A 24945-nucleotide genomic window follows, 5' to 3' on the forward strand; every position below is an offset into this window, starting at 1 on the left:
TCACGGCATAAGCCGTAAAGCCATTGCGCAGGGAAGGCCGGGTGTTCTCCGCTGCCCTGTATGCTCGTGTGCAGCCTTTTTAGTGCAAATCGCACACGAGACCGCGGGTGCAGCGCGCACCCGGTCTTCCCTGCGCCCTCTGTATTTAGGGGGCGAAGATTTCCAGCACAGCTCGGGCGCAATGCGTCGCGAGAATGCGAAACCATATCCACGTCGTCCCGGACATGCGAAGCGCGATCCGGGACCCATACGCCGCGGCCCATCGGTTAGAGCGCTGGCATTAGAGACCTTCTGGAAACAATAACTGCCGCGGAGTATGGGTCCCGGCTCAAGGCCGGGACGACACCGGGCAAGACCCTCTAGGAGGCCCCCGGGAACCCGGTTCCAGCCCCCTGTAACCGCCCTTGATTTCCGGCAGTCAAAATCTCCTTTGGTAACCTCGCATTAACCAAGATTAGCGTCTGGTTAGGGACGTAAAGACGCGCGGATAGCCCTCGTTTTGACACGTTGGCAGGGGAAGCAGGACCCGGCTTTGGACGGGCCCCCCATGCGACACCAATGAGGCTCTCGCGCTGGCGCATTTTTCGCCGCGCCCGATGCGCGGCTGTGGAACCGGCAGCCAGTCGCTCCCGGAGGAATTTGGCAAGGAGCATGATCCGGAAAAGTGGGACCCGGTTTTCCGAAAAGATCATGCTCCAAACAAGAGACAGAGCATGATCCGGAAAAGTGGACCCGGTTTTCCGAAAAGATCATGCTCAAACAAGAGATAGAGCATGATCCGGAAACCGGTTTTCCGAAGAGGTTCATGCCCAAACGAGAGCATTGAGAGGATATGATCTGGTGATCCGGAGATTCCTGCAGTTCGTGACGCTGGCCTGCCTCCTGGCAATGGCTTCGTCCGCCAGCGCCCAACAGGTCGAAACGCAATCGCTGTCGCTGGCTGCGTCAGACGTGTCGCTGATTTCGCTGTTCCTGCAGGCGCACTGGGTCGTCAAGTCGGTGATGCTGGGGCTGCTCGCCTGTTCGGTCTGGGTCTGGGCGATCGCCATCGACAAGATTTTTCTCTATGCGCGCACCAAGCGCGCGATGGACCGTTTCGAACAGGCGTTCTGGTCCGGGCAGTCGATCGAGGAGCTTTACCGTTCGCTCTCCGCCAAGCCGACGCAATCCATGGCAGCGTGCTTTGTCGCGGCGATGCGCGAATGGAAACGTTCGTTCGAGAGCCAGACCCGGTCCTTTGCCGGCCTGCAGATGCGGATCGAGAAGGTGATGAACGTCTCCATCGCCCGTGAAGTCGAGCGGCTGGAGCGGCGGCTTTTGGTGCTGGCCACCGTCGGCTCGGCCGGGCCGTTCGTCGGCCTGTTCGGAACCGTCTGGGGCATCATGTCGAGCTTCCAGTCGATCGCGGCCTCGAAGAACACCTCGCTGGCGGTGGTGGCGCCTGGTATCGCGGAGGCGCTGTTTGCCACCGCGATCGGCCTTATCGCTGCCATTCCGGCGACTATTTTCTACAATAAGTTCATTTCCGAGGTGAACCGGCAGGCCCAGCGGCTGGAGGGGTTCGCCGACGAATTTTCAGCGATCCTGTCGCGCCAGATCGACGAGCGGGCATGATCCCGAAAAGTGGAAACCGGTTTTCGGACCAGATCATGCCCTGGATATACGGCGTGAGGAGCGGTCAATCGTGAGCATTGTGGGCATCCGATCATGGCGATGAACATGGCAGGTTCGGCAGGTGGCGGTGGACGCCGCGGCCGGCGCCGCGCCGCCGTGATGGCGGAGATCAACGTCACGCCGATGGTGGACGTGATGCTGGTGCTCTTGATCATCTTCATGGTGGCCGCCCCGCTGATGACCTCGACCATCGATATCGATTTGCCGATCGCCAGCGGCGGCAAGTCGCTGGCGTCGAACGCCCCGCCATTGACGCTGTCGGTCAAGCGCACCGGCGGCTCCTGCAATTCGAATGTCGAATTATATCTGGGGGATGCCCTGATCCCGGCCGCCGAGTTGCTGCCCAAGATCAAGGCTATCAAGGAAACCCGGTCGGAAGCCGAAAGCGTGGTCTACCTGCGCGGCGATAAAGACGTCTGTTACACGGATATGATGAAGTTATTGGGGTATATTAGGACGGCGGGGTTCAAGGCGAACATCGTGATCATCCCCGAGGGGGGCTCGTGAGCGAGCCCGTTTTTGCGCGGAGCGGAAAGACTTAAGTGAAGCTCAAGATCGACAAGACACTGGCTGCGTCGGTCGCCCTGCACGTCCTCGTGCTGGGGTACGGACTGGTGTCGTTCTCGACCAAGGCTTACGAAATGACGCCGGAGGAATCGGTCGCCGTCGATGTCATTTCCTCTGATCAACTCGCAAAGGTCATGGCCGGTTCGAAGACCGGCAAGAAGGAAAATCCTAAGCCGCTGGTGGAAAAAGTCGCCGAAGCCAAGCCGCTCGACGACGCCGTCGGCAAGGTGAGCGAAAAGGCGCCGATCATTACCGAAACTGCGCCGCCGCCGCAGCCGAAGGCCGAGGAGAAGCCGGTCGAGAAAAAACCAGATCCGCCGAAGGTCGCCGAAAAGCCCAAGGAAGAGCCGAAGCCGGAGAAGAAGCCGGATCCGCCGAAGGTCGATCCGATCGCGGAAGCCATCAAGAAGGAAGAGAAGAAGCCGCCGCCGAAGCCGGTCGCCCAGCCGGCGGCAAAACCGCCGGAGCAGAAGCAGAAGATCGTCGAACGGCACTTCGATCAAACGCAGATTGCGGCGCTTTTGGACAAGCGCGACGCGACGCGGCAAGCCGCGACTGGTGCCACGCTGAATTCCAACGCCGCGCTCGGCACTTCAAAGGGCACGGCAGCAGACAATTCCGCGACTTGGGGCGCGCTGTTCCAGCGGCAGGTCGAGCGGTGCTGGAAGAAGCCCTATGGCGGCATCGAGTCGCAAAAGCCGGAAGCCGCCTTTGCGATCCGCCTGAAGCGTGATGGCACGCTGGAAGGGATGCCGGTGCCAGAGGGCACTCCGGCAACGCCGTTCCTTCGTGTCTACCAGGAGAGCGCACTGCGCGCCATTATCGAGTGCCAGCCTTACAATCTGCCGGCCGCGTTCTTTGAGGAATGGAAATACTTCGCACCGGTCTTCAGGGAAAAAGTCTGACGGGGTTTGCAGTCGGCGAACGCCAACACGAGCAAAGTTTGAAGCGATGATAGACAAAATTGTGTTGCCTGATGTGTTGCGCCCGAGCCGCCGGCAAATCATTTCCGGAATGGCCGCGCTCGGTGCGGTCTCTGCCGTATCCATTCGAGAGGGTTTTGCGCAAGCGCCCAAGCGCATTCCTATTCCCGAAGGCGAGTTCGTTCCGCTGCCGATCGCGATCCCGAATTTCACGGCGGGCACGCCGGCAGACGCCGAAGTCGGCGTCGGCGTGACGCAAGTCATCACCAACAACCTCAAGCGCAGCGGTCTGTTCGCGCCGATCGACCAGGCGGCCTACGTCGAGAAGACCATCAACATCGACGCGGCGCCGAATTTCCAGAATTGGAAGACCATCAACGCGCAGGCGCTGGTGACCGGCCGCATGACGCGGCAGGGCGACGGCCGTCTCAAGGCCGAATTCCGCCTCTGGGACGTCAACACCGGCCAGCAGCTCACCGGCCAGCAATACTTCACCTCGCCGGAATACTGGCGGCGGATCGCCCACATCATCTCCGACCAGATCTACGAGCGCCTGACCGGCGAGAAGGGCTATTTCGACAGCCGCGTGGTGTTCGTCGACGAAACCGGCTCCAAGGAACGCCGCGTCAAGCGGTTGGCCCTGATGGACCAGGACGGCGCCAACGTGAAATATTTGACGCGCGGCAGCGATCTGGTGCTGACGCCGCGGTTCTCGCCGTCGTCCCAGGAAATCACCTATATGGAGTTCGGGCAGGGCGACCCGCGCGTCTATCTGTTCAACATCGAGACCGGGCAGCGCGAAATCGTCGGCAACTTCCCGGGTATGTCGTTCTCGCCGCGCTTCTCGCCGGATGGCCAGCGCGTCATCATGAGCCTGCAGCAGGGCGGCAATTCGAATCTGTTCGTGATGGACCTGCGCTCGAAATCGACGACGCGCCTGACCGACACGCCGGCGATCGACACCTCGCCGTCCTATTCGCCGGATGGAGCGCGCATCTGCTTTGAGTCCGATCGCGGCGGCAAGCCGCAGATCTATGTGATGCCGGCGACCGGTGGCGGGGCGCAGCGCATTTCGTTCCAGGAGGGCAGCTATTCGACGCCGGTGTGGTCGCCGCGCGGCGACTACATCGCCTTCACCAAGCAGGGCGGTGGTCAATTCGCGATCGGCATCATGAAGCCGGACGGATCGGGCGAACGCATTCTCACCTCGGGCTTCCATAACGAAGGCCCGACCTTTGCGCCGAACGGGCGGGTTCTGATGTTCTTCCGAGAGCCCGGCGGCAACAGCGGCCCTTCATTGTTCACCGTCGATATTTCCGGGCGCAACGAGTTGCGGGTTCCGACCCCCGGCTTCGCCTCCGATCCGGCATGGTCTCCGCTGTTGTCCTGAGCGTTCCACGGGTTAGGGCGTTAATCGGCAAACATTGCCTAGCATGCTGATTTATAAGGCAGATTTCTACGGCAGGAAACGAAAAGCAACGTCTTGGTAACGATGTTCGCTCAGAAAGACTTCATCTGCAAAGGGTACAACGTCTAATCCAAAGGACGTGCGCCCGAAAATGCAGCTTGCCAAACAGAGCGGAGAGCCGGATCAACAAACGTCGCCATATCTTCGCGCGGCGCTGATCGATTCGCTGTTCGAGACTTCCGCTCCGATGCTGACGGGCCTCGCCTTCGGCGCCGGCGCCGCAGCGATGACCGCGCTGAAGACGGGCTCAACGCTGATCTGGGCGTGTGTCGCGCTGCTCGTCTTCGCTGGCGTCGTCCGCGCATTCATCGTGCAGCGGTACCACGCGCGCAAATCGACCCCGACTGTTGAGGAAGCTGCGCGCTGGAAGAGGTATCATCAGATCGGCGCGATGATCCAAGCCACCGCGCTCGGCACATGGTGCTCCGCGACGCTGCTGTTCACTGATGATGCCGTGGCTCATATGATCTGCCTGTCCACCACCACCGGGACCTTGGCGTTAGGTGCGGGCAGGGCCTATGGACGGCAGTGGGTATTCCAACTGCAGGCCGCACTCATCTACGGTCCAACCGTGATCGCGCTGGCGTTGCGTGGTGCCCCCTATTACATCGCGATGTCAGTCGTGTGCACCGCGTTCCTCGTAGCGGTGCTGCAGATCTCGGCCAATCTGCACCGAATTTTCATGCAGGCGCTGGTGGCGCGCGAACGCGAGGCGGCGCTGGCCGGCCAGTTCGATACCGCATTGAACAACATGCCGCACGGGCTCTGCATGTTCGGCGCTGACGGCCGCCTGGCCGTGATGAACCACCGGTTCAGCAACATGATGCAGCTGTCCGACGATTCCGTGCAGGGCGGCGTCAGTGCGGCCGACATCATCGCTGCCTGCGTCGCCTCCGGTTCGATTTCGAACGCAAGCGGCAGCATGATCCTGTCGGAAATCGAGAGTTCGCAGGCGCGGGACATGATCACGACCGATCCCGACGCCACGCGCAACCGGTCGCTGTCATGGACGTTCCAGCCGATGGCGGGCGGAGGCGCGGTCGTCTTGCTCGAAGACATCACCGAGCGGCGCGACGCGGAAGCCAAGATCAGCCATCTTGCGCGTTACGACGAACTCACCGAGCTTCCCAACCGGGTCAATTTCCGCGACGAGATCGGGCGCCTGATGGCGATACAGCAGGGCGCCGAGAGGTTGTCGGCGCTGCTGTTCGTCGACCTCGATCAGTTCAAGCAGGTCAACGACACGCTGGGCCATCCCTGCGGCGACCAGTTGCTGTGCGCGGTCGCCGGGCGGTTGCGCGAGATGTTGCGGCCCGAGGACTTCGTGGCGCGGTTCGGCGGCGACGAATTCGTCGTGTTCCAACAGGACATTCACTCCCACGAGGACGCGGCGGGTCTCGCCCGGCGCATCGTCGACCGGCTGAGCGAGCGCTACAAGATCGACAATCATCTGGTCGAGATCGGCGCCAGCGTCGGCATCGCCATGACCTCTCTCGGCGTCAGCGCCGACACGCTGCTCAAGAACGCCGACATGGCGCTGTACCGCGCCAAGGCGGACGGCCGTGGCACCTTCTGCTTCTTCCGCGACGAGATGGCGCAAACCGTCGAAGCGCGCCGCATCCTGGAACTCGACCTGCGCAAGGCGCTGGCGAACGAGGAGTTCGAGCTGTTCTATCAGCCGCTGGTCAATATCAAGTCCGGCAAGATCTCGACCTGCGAGGCGCTGCTGCGCTGGAATCATCCGGTCCGCGGCACGGTGTCGCCGATCGATATCATTCCCGTCGCCGAGGATATGGGCCTGATCGTCGATCTCGGCCGCTGGATTCTGCGCAAGGCCTGCATGGAATGCATGAAGTGGCCCGAGGCCGTCAGCGTCGCCGTCAACTTCTCGCCGCAGCAATTCCATCAGCGCGACGTGCTCAGCGAAGTTCGCTACGCGCTCGAAGTCTCCGGCCTGCCGGCGGACCGTCTCGAAATCGAGATCACCGAATCCTCGCTGCTGCGCAACACGCAGCTGACGCACGACGTGCTGTCGCAGCTGCATTCGCTCGGCGTGCGGATCTCGCTGGATGACTTCGGCACCGGCTATTCCAGCCTGAGCTATCTTCACAACTTCCCATTGCAGAAGGTGAAGATCGACCGCTCCTTCCTCGAAGGCATCGATACCGATCGTCCGTTGACGTTGCTGCGCGGCGTGGCGCGGCTGTCGGCCGATCTCGGCATGTCGGTCGTGGTCGAGGGCATCGAGACCAACCAGCAACTGGAACTGGTCAGTGCCGATGGCGCGGTGACCGAGGCGCAGGGCTATCTGTTCAGCCGGCCGGTTCCAGCGGCGCGGATCCGCCAGCTGCTGAACGCCTCCCACGGCCGCCGTTCGCCGGACGAACCGCTGGTTGTGGTTCCATCGCGCTCAATCGCCTGACACAACCTCCGTAGTTTCCTGACACAACCTCCGTAATCTTACGGGTTCAAATGCGCGTGCAGACGGCCGCAAGGTTAACCCTAACGTCTCGATAGCTTTGCAATTTTGTTAAGGAGCTGTTAAGCTTTCGCACTCGCACAAGTTGTTCGGAAGTTGAAGTTATGGAGTATCAGATGAAGTCCAGATCCGAACCGCGCACGTCGCTTTTTGTGCCGGAGTCGGGACTGTCTGATCGCGTCGACTACCGGCTCATGGAAACTCCCGAGGAAAAAGATTCCATCTATTTGATGCGTTACAAAGCCTATCTGCATGGCGGAGTAACCGCGCCGTCGGAGTCTCAGCGCGTCAGCGATCATTACGACGATGCGCCCAACGCCTGGATGTTCGGAATCTACATTGACGGAGAACTCTGTAGTTCGCTCCGCCTCAACGTCGTGACGTCAGAATGTCGGATTTCCGGTTCGGTCGATTTGTTCGGCGATGTTCTTCACCCGCGCATCGATCAAGGCGAAGTCTTCATCGATCCGCTTCGTCTTGCTGCGCTCCCCGAAAAAGCCAGGCAGTTTCCTGAGATTCCCTATCTGACGGTCCGGCTGGCCTATATGGCATGCGAGCATTTCAACGCCGATTTCGGGCTCGCGCTCGTTCGTGCGGAGCACCAGGCATTCTATCGCCGGGTCTTCATGTCCGAGGTCATCGCCGACCCGCGTTCGTTTCCGGGATTCTTGCCAAAGGTGGCATTGATGGCGTCCGACTACCGGGCCGTGCGGGAACGCGTCATGACCCGTTTTCCCGTCATGCGCTCAAGTGCTTTCGAGCGGCGGATGCTGTTCCAGCGCGCCGGCGAGCGCCAATTCTCCCCGCAGGGCGGCGTCACCTCGTTCGAGAGCGCCTCGATCGTTCCAAACGCCTGATCCGCCGGCTTCGCGGCTGATCGGGGCCCCGCTGCCGGGCCCTGGCCCGCCGCCTGACGTGTCCTCAGCCCGGTACTGTCCGCGATGCCAACGCCAAAAGGGCGATTTCGGCCCCGCCTGCGCTTGCCTTCACCGTCGCGCCACATTTACAAACCATTAACCATCGTGGGCGCTTTTCACGGTTTGTCGGCATTTGATCGGGTCTGGCAAGGTTCCATCAAGGTTGACGGAACGTTCGCTTAACCATCGCCCTGTAGACCGGATAACAGTCGGAAAACGTGAGCGTGGAGGCTCCGGAATGAAACATCAGATGCGCATCCTCCAGGGATTGAAACTGGTCGCGGTACTCGCGGTGGCCCTGTCGATGGGCGCTTGCGCCAACAAGAACGTCGGCGCCGAGGGGGCGATGGCGAGTGCGGCGACCCCGGGCAGCCAGCAGGACTTCGTGGTCAATGTCGGCGACCGCGTGTTCTTCGAGAGCGACCAGACCGAGCTCAGCCCGCAGGCGATCGCGACCCTGGAAAAGCAGGCGCAGTGGCTGCAGACCTACAACCGCTATTCCTTCACCATCGAAGGCCATGCGGACGAGCGCGGCACCCGCGAATACAACATCGCGCTCGGTGCACGGCGCGCCCAGTCGGTACGGAGCTATCTCGCCTCGCGCGGCGTCGATCCGAACCGCATGCGCACGATCTCCTACGGCAAGGAACGCCCGGTCGCCGTGTGTAACGACATCTCCTGCTGGTCGCAGAACCGCCGCGCGGTCACGGTGCTGAACGCCGGCGCCTGAGCGGCTGCGACTACCGAGTTCAGAACCGGCGCCTTCGGGCGCCGGTTTCATTTTGGTCTCATGATGAAGCCGCGAATGACGGCCAGCGTCCGCTCCGTCGGGCAACCAGTTTCGCGGCTTCGACGTCGAAGATCACCCCGTTCACGGGTGCGTGCATGGGCCTGATCCCTTCCGTTGATGAACGGCCCGCCGAGCAAGCCGCTTGCTTGTTTTGAAGCTGATACTAAACCATACCGAAATCCGGCTTCCGGATTCGGAAACGCCAGTCACAATTCTGGCGTACTCCCTCTCTCAATGTGTTCGGCTTTCGATGTCACGCCGAATTTTCGTCGTCAGGGCAAAATGTCATTCAGGTTTCTCAATGCGATCGGCGCCGCGGCGATTGCCGCGATGCTCTCCTTGTCTTCGCAGGCCTCCTTCGCACAGGTATCGTTCCCGTGGTCCTCTTCTCCGCAAAGCTCCCCGCCGGTCCAGGCGCAATCCGACGACGCCGACGCGGATATGCGGATCCAGCGGCTCGAGAACCAGCTGCGGCAGCTCACCGGCCAGAACGAGGAACTGCAATATCGTAACCGCCAGCTCGAGGAGCGCCTGCGGCAGCTTGGTGGCGGTGCGGCGGTAGCACCTGCCGGTCAGCCCCCGGCGGCCCAGCCCAGCGTGGCCGCGGTGCCGCCCCCGGTCCAGGCCTATCCGCCCGCCCGGCAACCCCAGGCGCAGCAAGGCTATCCGCAGGGACAGCAGGGCTATCCGCAGGCGCAGCCGTCCTATGAGCAGCCGCAGATCGCGGCGCCGCCGCCGATCATGCAGGAGCAGGCAGCAGCACCGGCGACCGGCCGCCGCCGCGGCGACGCCTTCGACCCCAACCAGAATCCGAACGCCCCCGGCGCGCCGCGCGCGCTCGGTGGCGGTCAGTTGCCGGTTGCCAACGACGCGCCGGTCGGGGCGCCCGGCGGCCGCGGACGGGGCGAGCCGCTCGACCTCGGCGCGACCAGCCCGCGCGATCCCGGCGGCGCGCCGCCGCCCGTGCGTGCGCCCGGCGCCAGCGCCGCGCTGACGACGCTGCCGCCTTCGGCCACGCCCAAGGACGAGTTCGATCTCGGCATCGGTTACATGCAGCGCAAGGATTATGCGCTCGCCGAAGAGACCATGAAAAATTTCGCGCAGAAATATCCGAGCGATCCCCTGATCGCGGATTCGCAATATTGGCTTGGCGAAAGCTTCTTCCAGCGCCAGCAATATCGCGATGCCGCGGAAGCCTTTCTCGGCGTCACCACCAAGTTCGACAAGTCCGCAAAGGCGCCGGACTCGCTGCTGCGGCTCGGCCAGTCGCTGGCGGCGCTGAAGGAAAAGGAAGCGGCCTGCGCCGCGCTTGGCGAAGTGACGCGGAAATATCCGCGCGCCTCGGCCGGCGTGAAGGCCGCCGTGGACCGCGAGCAGAAGCGGGTGAAGTGCTGAGCTTTCGCTCGTTCGGCTGAGCCCCATCAAGTGCGGGACAGCCCTCGCTTGAAAACGCTATGGTCGGCCCATGGCAGAGGACGACCATTCCGCGATCACGGCGAGCCAGGCGAAACTTCTGTTCGCCGACTGGAAGGCTGCGCCCGCGATCGTGCTCGCCGTTTCCGGCGGACCTGATTCCATCGCCCTGATGTGGCTCGCCGCGCGCTGGTGCCGTGCCCTGAAGCGCGGGCCGCGATTGATCGCGGTGACCGTCGATCACGGCTTGCGGCATGAAGCCGCGCGCGAGGCGCGTGACGTCAAAAAGCTCGCCAGGCATCTCGATCTGCCCCATCGCACGCTGCGCTGGCATGGAGCCAAGCCGAACACGGGCGTGCCGGCCGCGGCGCGGGCGGCGCGCTATCGCCTGCTGGCGCAGGCAGCACGCGCTGGTGGAGCGACCCATATCCTCACCGCGCATACCCGCGATGACCAGGCCGAGACATTGTTGATGCGGATGCTGCGTGGCAGCGGCATCGCCGGTCTGGCGGCGATGGCGCGCCAATCGGAACGCGACGGCGTGTGGCTGGCGCGGCCGTTGCTGGATGTCCCGAAATCGCAACTGATCGCGACATTGAACAAGGCCAGGATCGCCTTCGCCGATGATCCGACCAACCGCGACGTCAATTACACGCGGCCTCGTTTGCGGGCGCTGATGCCGGCGCTGGCGGAAGAGGGCGGCGATGCGAGAATCCTGGCGCGGCTGGCGTCGCGGCTGGCGCGGGCCAATGCCGCGCTGGAAGTGCTCGTCGATGGCGCCGAGCGCTATCTGGCGCTGAGGGACCGCCATGACGCCGCGCGTTTTGGCTTCGATGCGTCAGCCTTTGCGGGTCTGCCTGAGGAAATCCGGCTTCGGCTGCTGATGCGGGCCATCGACCGCGTCGGTCACGAGGGGCCTGCGGAACTCGGCAAGGTCGAGGCCCTGCTGACGGTACTGGATCGGGCGGTATCGGAAGGCCAGCCGAAGTTGAAGCAGACCCTCGCGGGCGCCGCAATCAGCCTGATTGGAGGCCGAATTCACGTCGAGCCGGCTCCCCCGCGTCGTCGCAGGTCGGGATGAGAGGCAAGCCCAAACCTCGATATCCCGTCAATAAACCGGCGGGGAGTCTTAACCACCCCCGAAAAACGCTGATTCTTACGCCATTATTTGACCGGGAATCGCGCTAGGATGCGTTAAATAGTCCTGCGTGGTTCCCTTGGCATCGACCCAGGCGCCACCTAGATTGTAAGCAGTGCTCCGGGGGTTTCTCACCTGACGACCCAAGGTTTACTGCCCAAGGACATAAGGCCGCGATCCGCGCGGCCACGAAGGAAGATCGATGAACGCCAATCTGCGCAATTTCGCCCTCTGGGTCATCATTGTTTTGTTGCTGTTGGCACTGTTCACGCTTTTCCAGAATCCGGGTCAGCGCGCGTCCTCGCAGGACATCACGTTTTCGCAGTTCGTGAGCGAGGTCGAAAAGAACACCGTCCGCGACGTCGTGATCCAGGGGCCGGAGATCCACGGCACCTTCACCAACGGCTCCAGCTTCCAGACCTACTCGCCGAACGATCCATCGCTGGTGAAGCGCCTGGTTGATGCCAAGGTGAACGTCAGTGCGAAGCCGCCCGGCGACAACGTGCCGTGGTTCGTGTCGCTGCTGGTCTCTTGGCTGCCCTTTATCGCGCTGATCGGCGTGTGGATCTTCCTGTCGCGCCAGATGCAGGGCGGCGCCGGCAAGGCGATGGGCTTCGGCAAGTCGCGCGCCAAGATGCTGACCGAGGCGCATGGCCGGGTCACCTTCGAGGACGTCGCGGGCGTCGACGAAGCCAAGCAGGATTTGCAGGAAATCGTCGAATTCCTGCGCGACCCCGGCAAATTCCAGCGCCTCGGCGGACGGATTCCGCGCGGCGTGCTGCTGGTCGGGCCTCCCGGCACCGGCAAGACGCTGATCGCGCGTGCGGTCGCGGGCGAAGCCAACGTGCCATTCTTCACGATCTCGGGCTCCGACTTCGTTGAAATGTTCGTCGGCGTCGGCGCCAGCCGCGTCCGCGACATGTTCGAACAGGCCAAGAAGAACGCGCCCTGCATCATCTTCATCGACGAAATCGACGCGGTCGGCCGCCATCGTGGCGCCGGTCTCGGCGGCGGTAATGACGAGCGCGAACAGACCCTCAACCAGTTGCTGGTCGAGATGGACGGCTTCGAGGCCAATGAAGGCGTGATCCTGATCGCGGCGACCAACCGTCCCGACGTGCTCGATCCCGCGCTGCTGCGCCCTGGCCGTTTCGACCGCCAGGTCGTGGTGCCGAACCCGGATGTCGTCGGCCGCGAGCAGATCCTCAAGGTCCATGTCCGCAAGGTGCCGCTGGCGCCGGATATCAACCTCAAGACCATCGCACGCGGCACGCCGGGCTTCTCCGGCGCCGACCTGATGAACCTCGTCAACGAAGCCGCCTTGACCGCCGCCCGCCGCAACAAGCGCATGGTGACCCAGGCCGAGTTCGAGGAAGCAAAAGACAAGGTGATGATGGGCGCCGAGCGCAAGTCGCTCGTCATGACCGAGGAAGAGAAATTGCTGACGGCCTATCACGAAGGCGGTCACGCCATCGTCGGCCTCAACGTCGTCGCCACCGATCCGATCCACAAGGCCACGATCATCCCGCGCGGCCGTGCGCTCGGCATGGTGATGCAGCTGCCCGAGCGTGACAAGCTGTCGATGTCGCTCGAGCAGATGACGTCGCGGCTCGCGATCATGATGGGCGGCCGGGTTGCCGAAGAGCTGATCTTCGGCCGCGAAAAAGTCACCTCGGGTGCGTCATCCGACATCGAGCAGGCCACGCGCCTGGCGCGCATGATGGTGACGCGCTGGGGCCTGTCCGAGGCGCTCGGCACCGTGTCCTATGGCGAGAATCAGGACGAGGTTTTCCTCGGCATGTCGGTGTCGCGCACCCAGAACGCATCGGAGGCAACGGTTCAGAAGATCGATACCGAGATCCGGCGTTTCGTCGAAGACGGCTACAACGAAGCGACGCGCATCCTCACGGAAAAGCGCGCCGACCTCGAAGCGCTTGCCAAGGGCCTGCTCGAATTCGAGACGCTGTCCGGTGACGAGATCATCGACCTGCTCAATGGCAAGAAGCCGAACCGCGAGTCGGTGCTTGAGCCGACCACGCCGCGCGCGTCGGCTGTGCCGCCCGCCGGCAAGTCGCGCCCGCGCCCCGATCCGGATCCCGGCCTGGAGCCGCAACCGCAGGCCTAAGTGGGTTTGCATCTGAAATAGAAAACGCGGCGGTGACGCCGCGTTTTTTATGGTGGCGTCCTGGTCCGGCGCCATGAGGATCAGCGGCAAGACGTGGGAGCGGCTCGGAATCGCTGTAGCCCGGATGGAGCGCAGCGAAATCCGGGGCATGCCGCGACGTCACGTGCGTCCCGGATTTCGCTGCGCTCCATCCGGGCTACTGCCCTGGCTCCCCGCACTCACGCAGCAGCTTCCGCAGCGCGTGGATCGGCGGAAACACTTCCCTGTTCCAGTCGGCGCCTTGCGCGTCATGTGCGGCCTGTTCCATCTCGACGATCTCGCAATCCTCCGAAAAGACCCGGTTGGTGAACCAGGCCAGCACCGGCCAGCCGAGATCGAGGATGCCGGGAATTCTGGGTTTGCGCACCGACAGCACCACGAAGGTCCGGTTACGGCGCTGCGCTGCATCGATGGGCGTGTAGCCGAGCCATACGTTGAGAACCGGTGCGTCGCCCTTCGTCCACATCTGCAGGGTCTGGTAGGGATATTCGGTGCGCACCGTCATCAGGTCGCGCGCCGTGCCGGCACGGCCGCGCAGGCCGCCGACGATGACGGCCTCGCCAAGGGGCGGCTTCTCGCCAGGCCGGGCAAAACTGTAATCGACTTCCATCCAGCGTTCGCCGGCGCGGCTGCCGAGATAGCGCGGCACGACTTTTCCGGTGGTGCGCCGGTGCAGGAACTGATGGTTCATGTCCATCAAATTCTCATGCATGAAAGTGTAGTGGCAGGAGACGAGCTTGCCGAACCGCCGTGTCTTGTAGGCGTTATCAGCGGTTGCGCCGATCCGCGGCAAGGGGGCGGCGGCAGGCCCTGTGCCGGGCCATACGAAGATCAACCCGTCGCGTTCGAAGCAGGGATAGCGGCGGACGCCGTTCGGCCTCTTGCCCTTACCAAGATAGGGGACGTCGATGCAGTCGCCCGACGCGTCGTAGCGCCAGCCATGATAGACGCAGCGCAGGGTGCAGCCATCGACCGTTCCCTTCGACAGCGGCACCTGGCGGTGCGCGCAGCGGTCTTCAAGCGCGAAGATCGCGCCCTCACTCGGGCGCACCAGCACGATCGGCTCGCCCGCGAACCGCGCCGCGAAAGTCTGGCCGGACTTCACCTCGTGCGACCATGCGACCGGATACCAGTAATCCGGATTCGCGCCGACCTTGCGAAGATCGACAGAAGCTTCCGACCAGGCATTATCAGGCCTCACCGTCATCGCGTCGTTACGCCTTTGCCAGCGGTCCGAGATGCAGCGCCATGATCTGTTCCGGCGTCTCGGTGACCTCGATGCGCTGGCCGTCGCCGCCGACGAAGGCGAGCACGGTGCGCTCGCCGTCGCGCCACATGCTGCCGACCAGCGCGATATTGATGTGGGTGGCCTGCCCCGTCTCGCACCTCGTGCATTCGATCCAGAAGCGCATGGCGTATCCTTTCAATGGTGCCGGGATGAGAGACGGGGCGGGCGTTTAAGCGAGCGCCCGCAATTCGCGGGCGGCGGCGACCATGTTGACCAGAGCGGGCCGCACCTCTTCCCATTTCCGGGTTTTCAATCCGCAATCCGGATTGATCCAGAGCTGGGCGTCGGAGAGCCGCAGCCGCGCCAGCTTGAGCAGGTCGGTCATCTCAGCGGTTTCAGGCACCCGCGGCGAATGGATGTCGTAGACGCCGGGGCCGATCTCGTTCGGATAGCGGTAGTTCCGGAAAGCGTCGAGCAGTTCCATCTTCGAGCGCGAGGTCTCGATCGAGATCACGTCGGCATCCATCGCACCGATCGCATCGATGATGTCGTTGAACTCCGAGTAGCACATGTGGGTGTGGATCTGGGTGTCGTCGCGCACGCCCGACGAACAGATGCGGAAGGCGTCCACGGCCCAGTCGAGATAGGTCTTCCACTCCGACCGGCGCAGCGGCAGGCCCTCCCGCAGGGCCGCTTCGTCGATCTGGATCATCCCGGCACCGGCGGCTTCGAGGTCGGCGACCTCGTCACGGATCGCCAGCGCGATCTGGCGGCAGGCTTCGCTGCGCGGAATATCGTCGCGGACGAACGACCAGTTCAGAATGGTCACCGGCCCCGTCAGCATCGCCTTCATCGGCCGCTTGGTCAGCGACTGCGCATACCGCCACCACTCGACCGTCATCGGTTTCGGGCGCGACACGTCGCCGAACAGCACCGGCGGGCGGACGTAGCGTGATCCGTAGGACTGCACCCAGCCATACCCGGTGAAGGCGAAACCTTCGAGCTGCTCGCCGAAATACTGCACCATGTCGTTGCGCTCGAACTCGCCATGAACAAGCACATCAAGCCCGATATTCTCCTGCCAGCGCACCGCGCGCGCGGTCTGGTTCTGCAGATAGAGTTTATAGGCGTCGTCGGTCAGCGCGCCCTTGGCATGCGCGGCGCGGGCGTTCCTGACATCCGCGGTCTGCGGGAACGAGCCGATGGTCGTGGTCGGGAAGGCCGGCAGGTTGAAGCGGCTGTGCTGCACGCCGGCGCGATCGGTAAACGCGTTGAGGCGGCGGCGCATCGCGCTATCGATGCCGGCGGCACGCGCCGCCACCTTGGCATCGTGGATTCGCGGCGAAGCTTTGCGCGCCGCTGCGGCTTCATCGGAGGCCTTCAGGATGGCGTCGGCGTGGACGCGGCCGCGCGCCAATGCCGTTCCGAGCGCCGCCAGTTCCTCGATCTTCTGCACCGAAAACGCCAGCCAGCTCTTCACATCGGGATCAAGGCCGGTTTCCAGCGCAAGGTCGATCGGGACGTGCAGCAGCGAGCATGATGGCGCGAGCTGCACGCGGTCGCCGCCGAGCCTGGTGACCACAGGTTCCAGCCGGTCGAGCAGCCGGCTCAGATCGGCGCGCCAGATATTGCGGCCGTCGATGATGCCGAGTGACAGCACGCGGTCCTTTGGAAAACCGGCAAGATCGTCGAGTTGCTCGGGCGCGCGCACGAGGTCCAGATGCAGGCCAGCGACGGGCAGGGCGATCGCGGTGTCGCGGTCGGCGCCGAGCCCGCCAAAGTATGTCGCCAGCATGATCTTGAGCTCAGGTACCGCCTTGGCGATTTCCGCATAGGCATAATGCAGCGCCTGCTGCGCGATAATGTCGAGGTCAAGGACCAGGCACGGCTCGTCGATTTGCACCCATTCCGCGCCGGCTTTCGCGAGTTCGCGCAGCACCTCGATATAGACCGGCACCAACCGGTCTAGCAGCGATAGCGTGTTGAATCCCGCATCCTTGCACTTGGCGAGTTTGAGGAACGTCACGGGGCCGACCAGCACCGGGCGGGTCTGGTAGCCGAGCGCTTTGGCTTCCAGATACTCCTCGATCGGCTTGCGCGAGGCGAGCGTGAAGGTCTGATCCTTCTCCAGTTCAGGCACCATGTAGTGGTAATTGGTGTCGAACCATTTTGTCATTTCCAGCGCCGGCACGCCGTGGGCCGCGTCGTGGTGGGCGTGGCCGCAGTCCGCATCATGCGCCGCGCCTTGGGCGCCGCGCGCCATCGCGAAGTAGGTGGCGAGCGGAACCGTGCCGCCGTTCCAGCCGTAGCTTTTCGGAATGGCGCCGACCATCACGCAGGTGTCGAGCACCTGGTCGTAGAACGTGAAGTCGTTGGACGGGATGATGCTGACACCAAGCCTCTTCTGGCGCGCCCAATTGGCCGCGCGCAGCCCGATGCCGGTCTCGATCAGGGCTTTCTCGTCGGTCGTGCCCGACCAGAAGCTCTCCAGCGCGAATTTCAGCTCGCGGCGCGGACCGATGCGCGGCGTGCCGAGCGAAGCGACGGGAAGTGAGGAGGTAGAATTTACAGAAGCAGTCGCATTGGAAACAGACATGGCTTAACCCCAAAAGTTGGGGGCAAAGGCCGAAGTGACACGTCTGGATTCCGGACGGTAGGGCGCGCGGAATCGCAACCGCACCACCGGGACACCCCGCCCGAGGACGTTTATGTTGTCGAGGCAGGTCTCCTGGCTCGCGGGTCAATGCTGCTGTCCGGTCTTCCCAAAACCTTTGCGGGTCTCAGTGACTTTGTTGGACAGCGGCTCGCCGCTTACAGTTGCGGGGGCAGCTCCGGCTTCACACCGGCTTCCCTCTTAGCTTCGGGAAAACCATCCCGAAGAACCACGACGCGTCCACTTACTGGCAACTCGGCGCGCCCGTCAACTCGATCGCCGGTTGTTGCGGTTGTTCACAGCTTCAACAGGGTGAACCAGAATTTTCGCAGGCTCGGCTAGCGCACCATTGACACGATTACCCAAATCGCACCAGATGTAGTTGTCACGGTCCATCACGACGCAAGTCATGGTGGCTAAGAGGGAAGTCGGTGATTGCGCCAAAGGGCGCGAAATTCCGACGCTGCCCCCGCAACTGTAAGCAGTGAGTTGTTCCCCCCTTTACGTCACTGATGCGGCTTCGCATTGGGAAGACAGGGAATAACGACGACCTGCGAGCCAGGAGACCTGCCGCGACACCGAAAAAACGTCCACGGGCGGGGTGTCCCGGCGGTCGCTTGCAGATCCATGCCGGCGTTGCCGTCGCGCATTCGATGCAGCGTCCCCAAAGACATCCGGCCTCAACAACACCACGGGGTCTGCCGATGTCCGAATCTTCCGGTCTCATTTCTCTCGAAGCCAAAACCGCTCCCTTGTTCCAGTTGCGTCCCGAAACGCTCGCCGCGCCGGACGCCGAACTTCCGATGCAGGTGATCCGCCGCAACGGCACGGTTTCGAAATTCGATGCCAGCAAGATCTCGGTCGCGATGACCAAGGCGTTTCTCGCCGTCGAGGGCCACACCGCGGCGGCCTCGCGCCGGGTGCATGAGGTGGTGGAGCAGTTGACCGCTGAGGTCGTCGGCGCGCTGTCGCGCCGGATGAGCGAAGGCCGCACCTTTCACATCGAAGACGTGCAGGACCAGGTCGAACTGGCGCTGATGCGCAGCGAGCACCACAAGGTGGCGCGCGCCTATGTGCTGTACCGCGACGAGCGCACCAGGCAGCGCGCCGAGCAGGAGGCCGCCAAATCGGCCAAGCCTGCGGCAGGACCCGTGCTGCATGTGACGCTGGCGAACGGCACCAAGGTGCCGCTCGATACCGGGCGGCTCGCGCTGATCGTGGGCGAGGCCTGCGCCGGTCTTGATGGCGTCGACGCCGCGCCCGTCATCGCGGAAACCCAGCGCAATATCTACGACGGCATCAGCCAGGACGAACTGGCGCTCGCTTCCGTGATGGCTGCGCGGACGCTGGTGGAGCAGGAGCCCAACTACGCTTACGTGAGCGCGCGGCTGCTGCTCGACAAGCTGCGCACCGAAGTGCTGTCCTACGTGCAGGGGGTGCCGACCAACGCCTCGCAGGCCGATATGGCCGGCCGCTACGGCGAATATTTCCCGGCCTATATCAAGACCGGCATCAAGGCCGAACTGCTCGATCCGGATCTGGCGCGCTTCGACCTGAAGAAAATCGCCGCGGCGCTGAAGCCGGAACGCGATCTGGCGTTTCAGTTCCTCGGCCTGCAGACGCTGTACGACCGCTATTTCCTGCATGAAGGCGGCAACCGCATCGAGCTGCCGCAGGCGTTCTTCATGCGCGTCGCGATGGGACTTGCGACCCGCGAGATCGATCGCGAGGCCCGCGCGATCGAATTCTACGATTTGCTGTCGTCTTTCGATTTCATGGCTTCGACGCCGACGCTGTTCAATTCTGGAACGCTGCGGCCGCAATTGTCGTCGTGCTTCCTCACCACGATCGCGGATGATCTCGACGGCATCTTCAAGTCGGTCAAGGACAACGCGCTGCTGGCAAAATATTCCGGCGGGCTCGGCAATGACTGGACCCGCGTGCGCGGGCTCGGGGCCCACATCAAGGGCACCAATGGCGAAAGCCAGGGCGTGGTGCCGTTCCTGAAAGTCGCCAACGACACCGCCATTGCGGTCAACCAGGGCGGCAAGCGCAAGGGCGCGGTCTGCGCTTATCTCGAGACCTGGCATATCGACATCGAGGAATTCCTCGATCTGCGCAAGAACACCGGCGACGACCGCCGCCGCACCCACGACATGAACACCGCGAACTGGGTGCCTGATTTGTTCATGCAGCGCGTCGAAGCCGACGGCGAATGGACGCTGTTCTCGCCTGACGAGACGCCCGACCTGCACGACCTCTACGGCACAAAGTTCGCCGAACGCTATGCCGCCTATGAAGCCAGGGCGGCGCGCGGTGAAATCCGCGTCTTCAAGCAGGTCCGCGCCACTGACCTCTGGCGCAAGATGCTGACCATGCTGTTCGAGACCGGGCATCCCTGGATCACGTTCAAGGACCCCTGCAATCTCCGTTCGCCGCAGCGTCATGCCGGCGTCATCCATTCCTCCAATCTGTGCACCGAGATCACGCTCAACACCTCCGACGACGAGACCGCGGTTTGCAATCTCGGCTCGATCAACCTGCTCAATCACATCCAGGGCGGTCGCCTGAACGAGGCGCGGCTGAAGAAGAGCGTGACGATTGCGATGCGGATGCTCGACAACGTCATCGACATCAATTTCTACACCATTCCGGAAGCGCGGCGTTCCAACCTGCGGCACCGTCCGGTCGGTCTCGGGTTGATGGGGTTCCAGGACGCGCTGCAGGCGATGCGGATCGCTGTCGCCTCCGATGCGGCTGTGACGTTCGCCGACACCAGCATGGAGGCGATCTCCTACTACGCGATCTCGGCTTCGGTCGATCTCGCCGCTGAGCGCGGTCGCTATCCCTCGTTCGACGGATCGCTGTGGAGCCAGGGCATCCTGCCGATCGATTCGATCGAGCTATTGGCGGAAGCGCGCGGCGGTGTCGCGATGGACCGTTCCATGACGCTCGATTGGGGCAGCTTGCGCGAACGCGTCAGATCGACCGGCATGCGCAATTCCAACGTGATGGCGATCGCGCCGACGGCGACGATTTCCAACATCTGCGGCGTCGCGCAGTCGATCGAACCCGCCTACCAGAACCTCTATGTCAAATCCAACATGTCCGGCGACTTCACCGTCGTGAACGAATTTCTGGTGCGCGACCTCAAGGCGCGCGGGTTGTGGGACGAGGTGATGGTCAACGACCTCAAATATTTCGACGGCAGCGTCGGCTCGATCGACCGCATCCCTGATGATCTCAAGGCGCTCTACGCCACCTCGTTCGAGATCGACAGCGCCTGGCTGATCGAGGCGGCGGCGCGGCGCCAAAAATGGATCGACCAGTCGCAGTCGCTCAACCTCTATATCGCCAACCCGTCCGGCAAGAAGCTCGACACGCTCTATCGCCTGGCGTGGACCCGCGGCTTGAAGACCACCTATTACCTGCGCTCGCGCAGCGCGACGCATGTCGAGAAGTCCACGCTCAAGGGCACCGACGGCAAGCTCAACAGTGTCGCCTCCGTGACGATGATGGCTCCAGCCCCAATCATCGTCCCGCTGGCCGCCACCGCGCCGGACCTGTCCGGTGCGGTGGCGTGCTCCATCGACAATCCCGAATGCGAAGCCTGCCAGTAAGCAGCAAGAAACATAAGGAAATAAACCCAATGCTCGACTGGTCCGAACCTTCCGCGCCCGCATCTCACGCGCCGCCGTCCTTTGCGGCATCACCTGCTGCCGAGGCCGATCAAACCGGGCTCGGTACCATCGACCGCCACGGTGGCCGCGTCTCGGTCGACGACAAGCGGATGATCAATTGCCGCGCCGACGTCAATCAATTGCTGCCACTGAAATACAAATGGGCGTGGGAGAAATATCTCGCCGGCTGCAACAATCACTGGATGCCGACCGAAGTCTCGATGCAGGCCGACATCGCGCTATGGAAGTCGCGCGACGGCCTCACCGAGGACGAGCGCCGCGCCATCAAGCGCAATCTCGGCTTCTTCGCGGCATCCGAGAGTCTGGTCGCCAACAACATCGTGCTGGCGATCTACCGCCATCTGACCAATCCGGAATGCCGGCAATATCTGCTGCGGCAGTCGTTTGAGGAAGCGGTGCACACCCACACCTTCCAGTACATCGTGGAGAGCCTGGGGCTGGACGAGGGCGAGTTGTTCAACATGTACCGCGAGGTGCCGTCGATTACCGACAAGGCGGCGTGGGCGCTGAAGCACACCCAGCATCTCGACGATCCCGACTTCAAGACCGGAACGCCGGAGGCCGACCAGGCATTCCTGCGCGACCTCGTCGCCTTCTATGTGATCTTCGAGGGCATGTGGTTCTACACGGGCTTTGCGCAGATCCTGTCGCTCGGCCGCCGCAACAAGATGGTCGGGATTGCCGAGCAGTACCAGTACATCCTGCGCGACGAATCCATTCACCTGAATTTCGGCATCGACGTCATCAACCAGATCAAGATCGAGAATCCGCATCTGTGGACCAAGGCGTTCCAGGACGAGGTTCGTGACATGGTGCGCACCGCGGCCGAACTCGAAGCCGCCTACGGCCGGGACACCATGCCGCGCGGCTTTCTCGGGCTGAACGCGGCGCTGTGCGAAACCTATATGCACTTCATCGCCAACCGCCGCTGCGCGCAGCTCGGGCTGGCGCGGGTGTTCGACGAGACCGAGAACCCGTTCCCATGGATGTCGGAAGCGATGGACCTGAAGAAGGAAAAGAACTTCTTCGAGACCCGCGTCATTGAATATCAGAACGGTGGCGCGCTGACCTGGGAGTGAGAGCCGGGCGTCAGTTCGGCGAGCCCGGCGCGGAAGATGGAGCGGCCTTGCGCTGATCGTCGCGGACGTGGATGACGGCAATGTCATCCGTGTACAGTCGTTTCCAGCCCGCGATATGATCCAGCACCTTGGTGGCCGGCAAATCCGGCCCCAGCAAGGTGGCGTCGATCTGATACTTGTCGAGCGTGGCGAGCAGTATGTTGACGTCCTTGGCGGTGACCGCGTCGAAATAGTCAAGGACGAACTGTTCGCCATAGAGTTCGGCGCGGCCGTCGATGAAGGCCTTGATGTCGCGAGACAGCAGATAGCCGCCAAACGGCGACGTGCTGAAGATGCGCTGAGCCTGCCGCTTCTGCAGGACGTCCACCGCTGCGACCGGCGTCTGGGACGGCAGGAACGAGAACGGGTGGTGCGCGATGAACACTTGCGTCGATGCCCATCCGGCCACCGCCACCGCGAGCGCGGCAAGTATCACGACAGGCGCACGCGACTGACCTTCCCGAACGGGCACCATCGCCGTGCGCAGCGTTCCCAACTGCTCGGCAAACGGCTTGGCCACGACCAGTGGTGCGATGAAGGCGAAGATTTCGATGTTCCGGGAATGCGACAGCGCCATCCAGAGCAGGCCGAGCAGCAGGATGATTCGCGGCACCGACAATGAGAGGCCACGATAGAAGCCGAGACCGATCAGGCCGAGCAGCGTGAATTCGAAAAAGCTCCAGGTGGCGAAATTGGCCGGCATCCATTCCCAGATCATGGACAGCAGCTTGCCGAGGCTGAGGATCTTTGCCGCGCCGATCAGCGTGTTCCAGCCATAGGGGGTGCAGCAGCACGCCGCGACGGCGGCAACACCGAACATCGCCCATTGCATCGTCAGCCTGATGCGGTCCTTGCGTTCGCAGCTCCAAAGCGCTTCCAGGCCAATCGGTCCGATCAGTGCCAGTCCGAGAACAAAACCGCCATGCAGATTGGCCCAGATCGCAAGCACCGGCAGCAGCCACCATGACGGCGCGCTCCGGCGATCCGCGGCCGCCAGCAGCCCGCCGAGGAACGCGACCATGAACGGGAACGCCAGCATGTGGGGGCGTGCCAGGAAGTGGGTCGCCGACTCCAGCACCGCAAGCGTGACCAGCAGGATCGCGCGGGTGGGGTCGAGATAGTCGGCAAACAGGTACATGAAGATCGTGACCGTCGCCCCGATCGCGAGCGAGGTCAGGATGACCGGGCCGGCCCAACCCAAAGATTGATAGGAAACGGCATAGAGCACCTGGGACAGCCAGGAGCTCGACATCCAGGGTTCGCCAAACCGGGTGAAGGTATGAACGTCGGTGTAGGGCACGGCGCCGTTCTCGACGATCCACTGCCCGATCCTGATCTGCCAGAGCGTGTCGGAATCCCGCAGCAGGATTTCCCCGAGCGACAGGAAGATCAGATAGGCGACGAGCCCGGTCAGCAGCGGAATCAGCACGCGCCCGAGGCTGCGGACACTGGCGCTATTAACAGTTGGATTGGCGAAGGAAATGGACATCGGATTTTGGGCCGGCTTCTTGCGTTGGTGTGACAGTCACGGCGTGCCGCAGGAATTTTCGGCAGCTGACCATAGCCGCGCTATTTTTGCGTGAATTGCAGGCTCACGTGCCTGACAATGATGTTCTTTGGCGAAGAAGCCGTTAACCGGGCGGACAAGCGTTTTAGTCAGAATTTACCATCGCAAAGCACGACGATGGCGGGCTAATCCAATGCCGGCACCAGGGCTACCTGCGGCGCGGCCTGTGCCTTCGACGACGCGGGCACCACGATGTTCACGAGATATTTGGCAAGGCAGATGCCGATCACGGCCAGCGCGACACCGCCGAACACGTCGATCATGTAGTGGGCGCCGATCACCGGCGTCGAAGCCATCATCAGGATATTGAGGACGACGGCGGCCCCTCCAACATAGCGCACCGGCCAAAGCGCCCAGATGTAGAGCACGGCGGAAGCCGCGTGGAAGCTCGGGAAGGATACGATGCCGGTGATCTTGAGCAATTCGAGATGCCGCAGCGAGCCGTCGCGCAGCGCCAGGATGTCGCGCAGCTGCGCCTGATACATCGAGGCATCGAGGGACGAGAATTGCGCAGGGTCGATGTTGAGGCCGTAGTAAGTTCCGACCGCCGGCGTGAACGTCGAAATCAAGAGCGTCATGATCAGCGTCAGGCTGAACGCAAGCACGAACACCTGCAGCCGCACAAAACGCGATGTCAGGGCAAGGACGAGCGGGATCGCGACCAGGATGATCTTGATCAGCGTGTAGCTGCGCACCAGCAAAGCGCCCAGCCAGTCACGGTCGTTGACGTATCGCGCGATCATTTCCGGATCCAGGCCCATGGCGCGATCAATCGCGAGCAAGGCGCGGTCCTGCAGCGGCCAGTTGGTCACAGCAGCGACGTAGGTGAGCGGCCCCATGATCGTCGCGATCAACAGCAGCTGGGAAATCGCCCCCAGTGGAAAGATCAGCTTGGGATCCGCCTGATCGCCCTTGGCGAAGGCATGGAGGTAGGCGATCAGCGCCAATGCCGCCACGATCCCCAGAGTTACGGCCAGCGCGAGCGGTTTTATCGTGAAACCGCAGAGCGCGCCCCCGAGCAGCACCACGGCGCCCATGGCAGCAATCGGAATCCAGTTCAGCTGAAACAGCCGCCAGGCCGTGAAAGCGTTCGAATTGACCATGCCGCACCCTGCGAGGTTGTAGGGCACAGTTGCGCGGGAAGG

17 protein-coding genes and 2 riboswitches are annotated in these 24945 nt (G+C 63.0%); of the genes, 12 read left to right on the forward strand and 5 right to left on the reverse strand.

Annotated features, from left to right (window positions below):
• Positions 1–888: 888 nt before the first annotated feature.
• The 10 genes from tolQ to ftsH all read left to right on the forward strand — a co-directional run bounded on the left by tolQ (position 889) and on the right by ftsH (position 13494).
• Positions 889–1614, forward strand: coding sequence for a protein TolQ (tolQ, locus tag JQ611_RS38455; protein ID WP_212468466.1), 726 nt, complete (start codon positions 889–891; stop codon positions 1612–1614).
• 93 nt (positions 1615–1707) lie between these two features.
• Entirely contained in the window at positions 1708–2181 is a 474-nt protein-coding gene (locus JQ611_RS38460) for a biopolymer transporter ExbD (protein WP_212265590.1), read from the forward strand.
• 35 nt (positions 2182–2216) lie between these two features.
• The gene (locus JQ611_RS38465) at positions 2217–3146 is read left to right on the forward strand and encodes a protein TolA (RefSeq protein ID WP_212468433.1); all 930 of its coding nucleotides are present in this window, start codon (positions 2217–2219) and stop codon (positions 3144–3146) included.
• Positions 3147–3255: 109 nt separating this feature from the next.
• Positions 3256–4554 carry a Tol-Pal system beta propeller repeat protein TolB gene (gene tolB / locus JQ611_RS38470; protein ID WP_409411333.1) on the forward strand — a complete coding sequence of 433 codons (1299 nt, stop codon included), beginning with the start codon at positions 3256–3258 and terminating at the stop codon, positions 4552–4554.
• Positions 4555–4723: 169 nt separating this feature from the next.
• On the forward strand, positions 4724–7054 hold the full coding sequence (locus tag JQ611_RS38475) for a bifunctional diguanylate cyclase/phosphodiesterase (RefSeq protein ID WP_212265592.1): 2331 nt from the start codon (positions 4724–4726) through the stop codon (positions 7052–7054).
• A 173-nt stretch (positions 7055–7227) separates the two neighbouring features.
• The gene (locus JQ611_RS38480; RefSeq protein ID WP_212265593.1) at positions 7228–7968 is read left to right on the forward strand and encodes an N-acyl amino acid synthase FeeM domain-containing protein; all 741 of its coding nucleotides are present in this window, start codon (positions 7228–7230) and stop codon (positions 7966–7968) included.
• Between the two features lie 298 nt (positions 7969–8266).
• Entirely contained in the window at positions 8267–8758 is a 492-nt protein-coding gene (gene pal / locus JQ611_RS38485) for a peptidoglycan-associated lipoprotein Pal (protein WP_212265594.1), read from the forward strand.
• A 342-nt stretch (positions 8759–9100) separates the two neighbouring features.
• Positions 9101–10213 carry a tol-pal system protein YbgF gene (gene ybgF, locus JQ611_RS38490; RefSeq protein WP_212390236.1) on the forward strand — a complete coding sequence of 371 codons (1113 nt, stop codon included), beginning with the start codon at positions 9101–9103 and terminating at the stop codon, positions 10211–10213.
• Between the two features lie 70 nt (positions 10214–10283).
• The gene (gene tilS, locus JQ611_RS38495; protein ID WP_212468435.1) at positions 10284–11312 is read left to right on the forward strand and encodes a tRNA lysidine(34) synthetase TilS; all 1029 of its coding nucleotides are present in this window, start codon (positions 10284–10286) and stop codon (positions 11310–11312) included.
• Positions 11313–11571: 259 nt separating this feature from the next.
• Positions 11572–13494, forward strand: coding sequence for an ATP-dependent zinc metalloprotease FtsH (gene ftsH, locus JQ611_RS38500; RefSeq protein WP_192736823.1), 1923 nt, complete (start codon positions 11572–11574; stop codon positions 13492–13494).
• A gap of 196 nt (positions 13495–13690) precedes the next feature.
• Here the strand turns inward: ftsH and JQ611_RS38505 are convergent, their stop codons facing one another.
• From JQ611_RS38505 to metE, 3 genes are read right to left on the reverse strand one after another with little or no spacing between them, the layout of a single operon-like run.
• On the reverse strand, positions 13691–14740 hold the full coding sequence (locus JQ611_RS38505) for an aromatic ring-hydroxylating dioxygenase subunit alpha (RefSeq protein WP_212468437.1): 1050 nt from the start codon (positions 14738–14740) through the stop codon (positions 13691–13693).
• A 7-nt stretch (positions 14741–14747) separates the two neighbouring features.
• Positions 14748–14945 carry a hypothetical protein gene (locus JQ611_RS38510; RefSeq protein ID WP_212468438.1) on the reverse strand — a complete coding sequence of 66 codons (198 nt, stop codon included), beginning with the start codon at positions 14943–14945 and terminating at the stop codon, positions 14748–14750.
• A gap of 45 nt (positions 14946–14990) precedes the next feature.
• Entirely contained in the window at positions 14991–17357 is a 2367-nt protein-coding gene (gene metE, locus JQ611_RS38515) for a 5-methyltetrahydropteroyltriglutamate--homocysteine S-methyltransferase (RefSeq protein WP_212468439.1), read from the reverse strand.
• Positions 17358–17461: 104 nt separating this feature from the next.
• A riboswitch (cobalamin riboswitch) is annotated at positions 17462–17663 on the reverse strand.
• Between the two features lie 122 nt (positions 17664–17785).
• Positions 17786–18004: riboswitch (cobalamin riboswitch) on the forward strand.
• Between the two features lie 114 nt (positions 18005–18118).
• Here metE and JQ611_RS38520 point away from each other — a divergent pair.
• Positions 18119–21034: a ribonucleoside-diphosphate reductase subunit alpha gene (locus tag JQ611_RS38520; protein WP_212468440.1), complete on the forward strand. Its 2916-nt coding sequence runs from the start codon at positions 18119–18121 to the stop codon at positions 21032–21034.
• A 29-nt stretch (positions 21035–21063) separates the two neighbouring features.
• On the forward strand, positions 21064–22194 hold the full coding sequence (locus JQ611_RS38525; RefSeq protein ID WP_212468441.1) for a ribonucleotide-diphosphate reductase subunit beta: 1131 nt from the start codon (positions 21064–21066) through the stop codon (positions 22192–22194).
• 10 nt (positions 22195–22204) lie between these two features.
• Here JQ611_RS38525 and JQ611_RS38530 read toward each other — a convergent pair whose 3' ends face one another.
• Both JQ611_RS38530 and JQ611_RS38535 read right to left on the reverse strand, forming a co-directional pair.
• On the reverse strand, positions 22205–23722 hold the full coding sequence (locus JQ611_RS38530) for a hypothetical protein (RefSeq protein WP_212468442.1): 1518 nt from the start codon (positions 23720–23722) through the stop codon (positions 22205–22207).
• Between the two features lie 203 nt (positions 23723–23925).
• A complete protein-coding gene (locus JQ611_RS38535; protein WP_212468443.1) occupies positions 23926–24903 on the reverse strand; it encodes a phosphatase PAP2 family protein in 978 nt (325 codons plus the stop codon).
• Positions 24904–24945: the final 42 nt, after the last annotated feature.

It is taken from the genome of Bradyrhizobium sp. AUGA SZCCT0182, assembly GCF_018130185.1.
Taxonomy (GTDB): Bacteria; Pseudomonadota; Alphaproteobacteria; order Rhizobiales; family Xanthobacteraceae; genus Bradyrhizobium.

Bases quoted from the DNA above. Each gene is read 5' to 3' on its own strand.
- JQ611_RS38535 (WP_212468443.1), bottom strand. From the start codon at position 24,903: ATGGTCAATTCGAACGCTTTCACGGCCTGGCGGCTGTTTCAGCTGAAC.
- pal (WP_212265594.1), top strand. From the start codon at position 8,267: ATGAAACATCAGATGCGCATCCTCCAGGGATTGAAACTGGTCGCGGTA.
- metE (WP_212468439.1), bottom strand. From the start codon at position 17,357: ATGTCTGTTTCCAATGCGACTGCTTCTGTAAATTCTACCTCCTCACTT.
- tolB (WP_409411333.1), top strand. From the start codon at position 3,256: ATGGCCGCGCTCGGTGCGGTCTCTGCCGTATCCATTCGAGAGGGTTTT.
- tolQ (WP_212468466.1), top strand. From the start codon at position 889: ATGGCTTCGTCCGCCAGCGCCCAACAGGTCGAAACGCAATCGCTGTCG.
- JQ611_RS38475 (WP_212265592.1), top strand. From the start codon at position 4,724: ATGCAGCTTGCCAAACAGAGCGGAGAGCCGGATCAACAAACGTCGCCA.
- ybgF (WP_212390236.1), top strand. From the start codon at position 9,101: ATGTCATTCAGGTTTCTCAATGCGATCGGCGCCGCGGCGATTGCCGCG.
- JQ611_RS38520 (WP_212468440.1), top strand. From the start codon at position 18,119: ATGTCCGAATCTTCCGGTCTCATTTCTCTCGAAGCCAAAACCGCTCCC.
- JQ611_RS38505 (WP_212468437.1), bottom strand. From the start codon at position 14,740: ATGACGGTGAGGCCTGATAATGCCTGGTCGGAAGCTTCTGTCGATCTT.
- tilS (WP_212468435.1), top strand. From the start codon at position 10,284: ATGGCAGAGGACGACCATTCCGCGATCACGGCGAGCCAGGCGAAACTT.
- JQ611_RS38525 (WP_212468441.1), top strand. From the start codon at position 21,064: ATGCTCGACTGGTCCGAACCTTCCGCGCCCGCATCTCACGCGCCGCCG.
- JQ611_RS38460 (WP_212265590.1), top strand. From the start codon at position 1,708: ATGGCGATGAACATGGCAGGTTCGGCAGGTGGCGGTGGACGCCGCGGC.
- JQ611_RS38480 (WP_212265593.1), top strand. From the start codon at position 7,228: ATGAAGTCCAGATCCGAACCGCGCACGTCGCTTTTTGTGCCGGAGTCG.
- JQ611_RS38530 (WP_212468442.1), bottom strand. From the start codon at position 23,722: ATGTCCATTTCCTTCGCCAATCCAACTGTTAATAGCGCCAGTGTCCGC.
- ftsH (WP_192736823.1), top strand. From the start codon at position 11,572: ATGAACGCCAATCTGCGCAATTTCGCCCTCTGGGTCATCATTGTTTTG.
- JQ611_RS38510 (WP_212468438.1), bottom strand. From the start codon at position 14,945: ATGCGCTTCTGGATCGAATGCACGAGGTGCGAGACGGGGCAGGCCACC.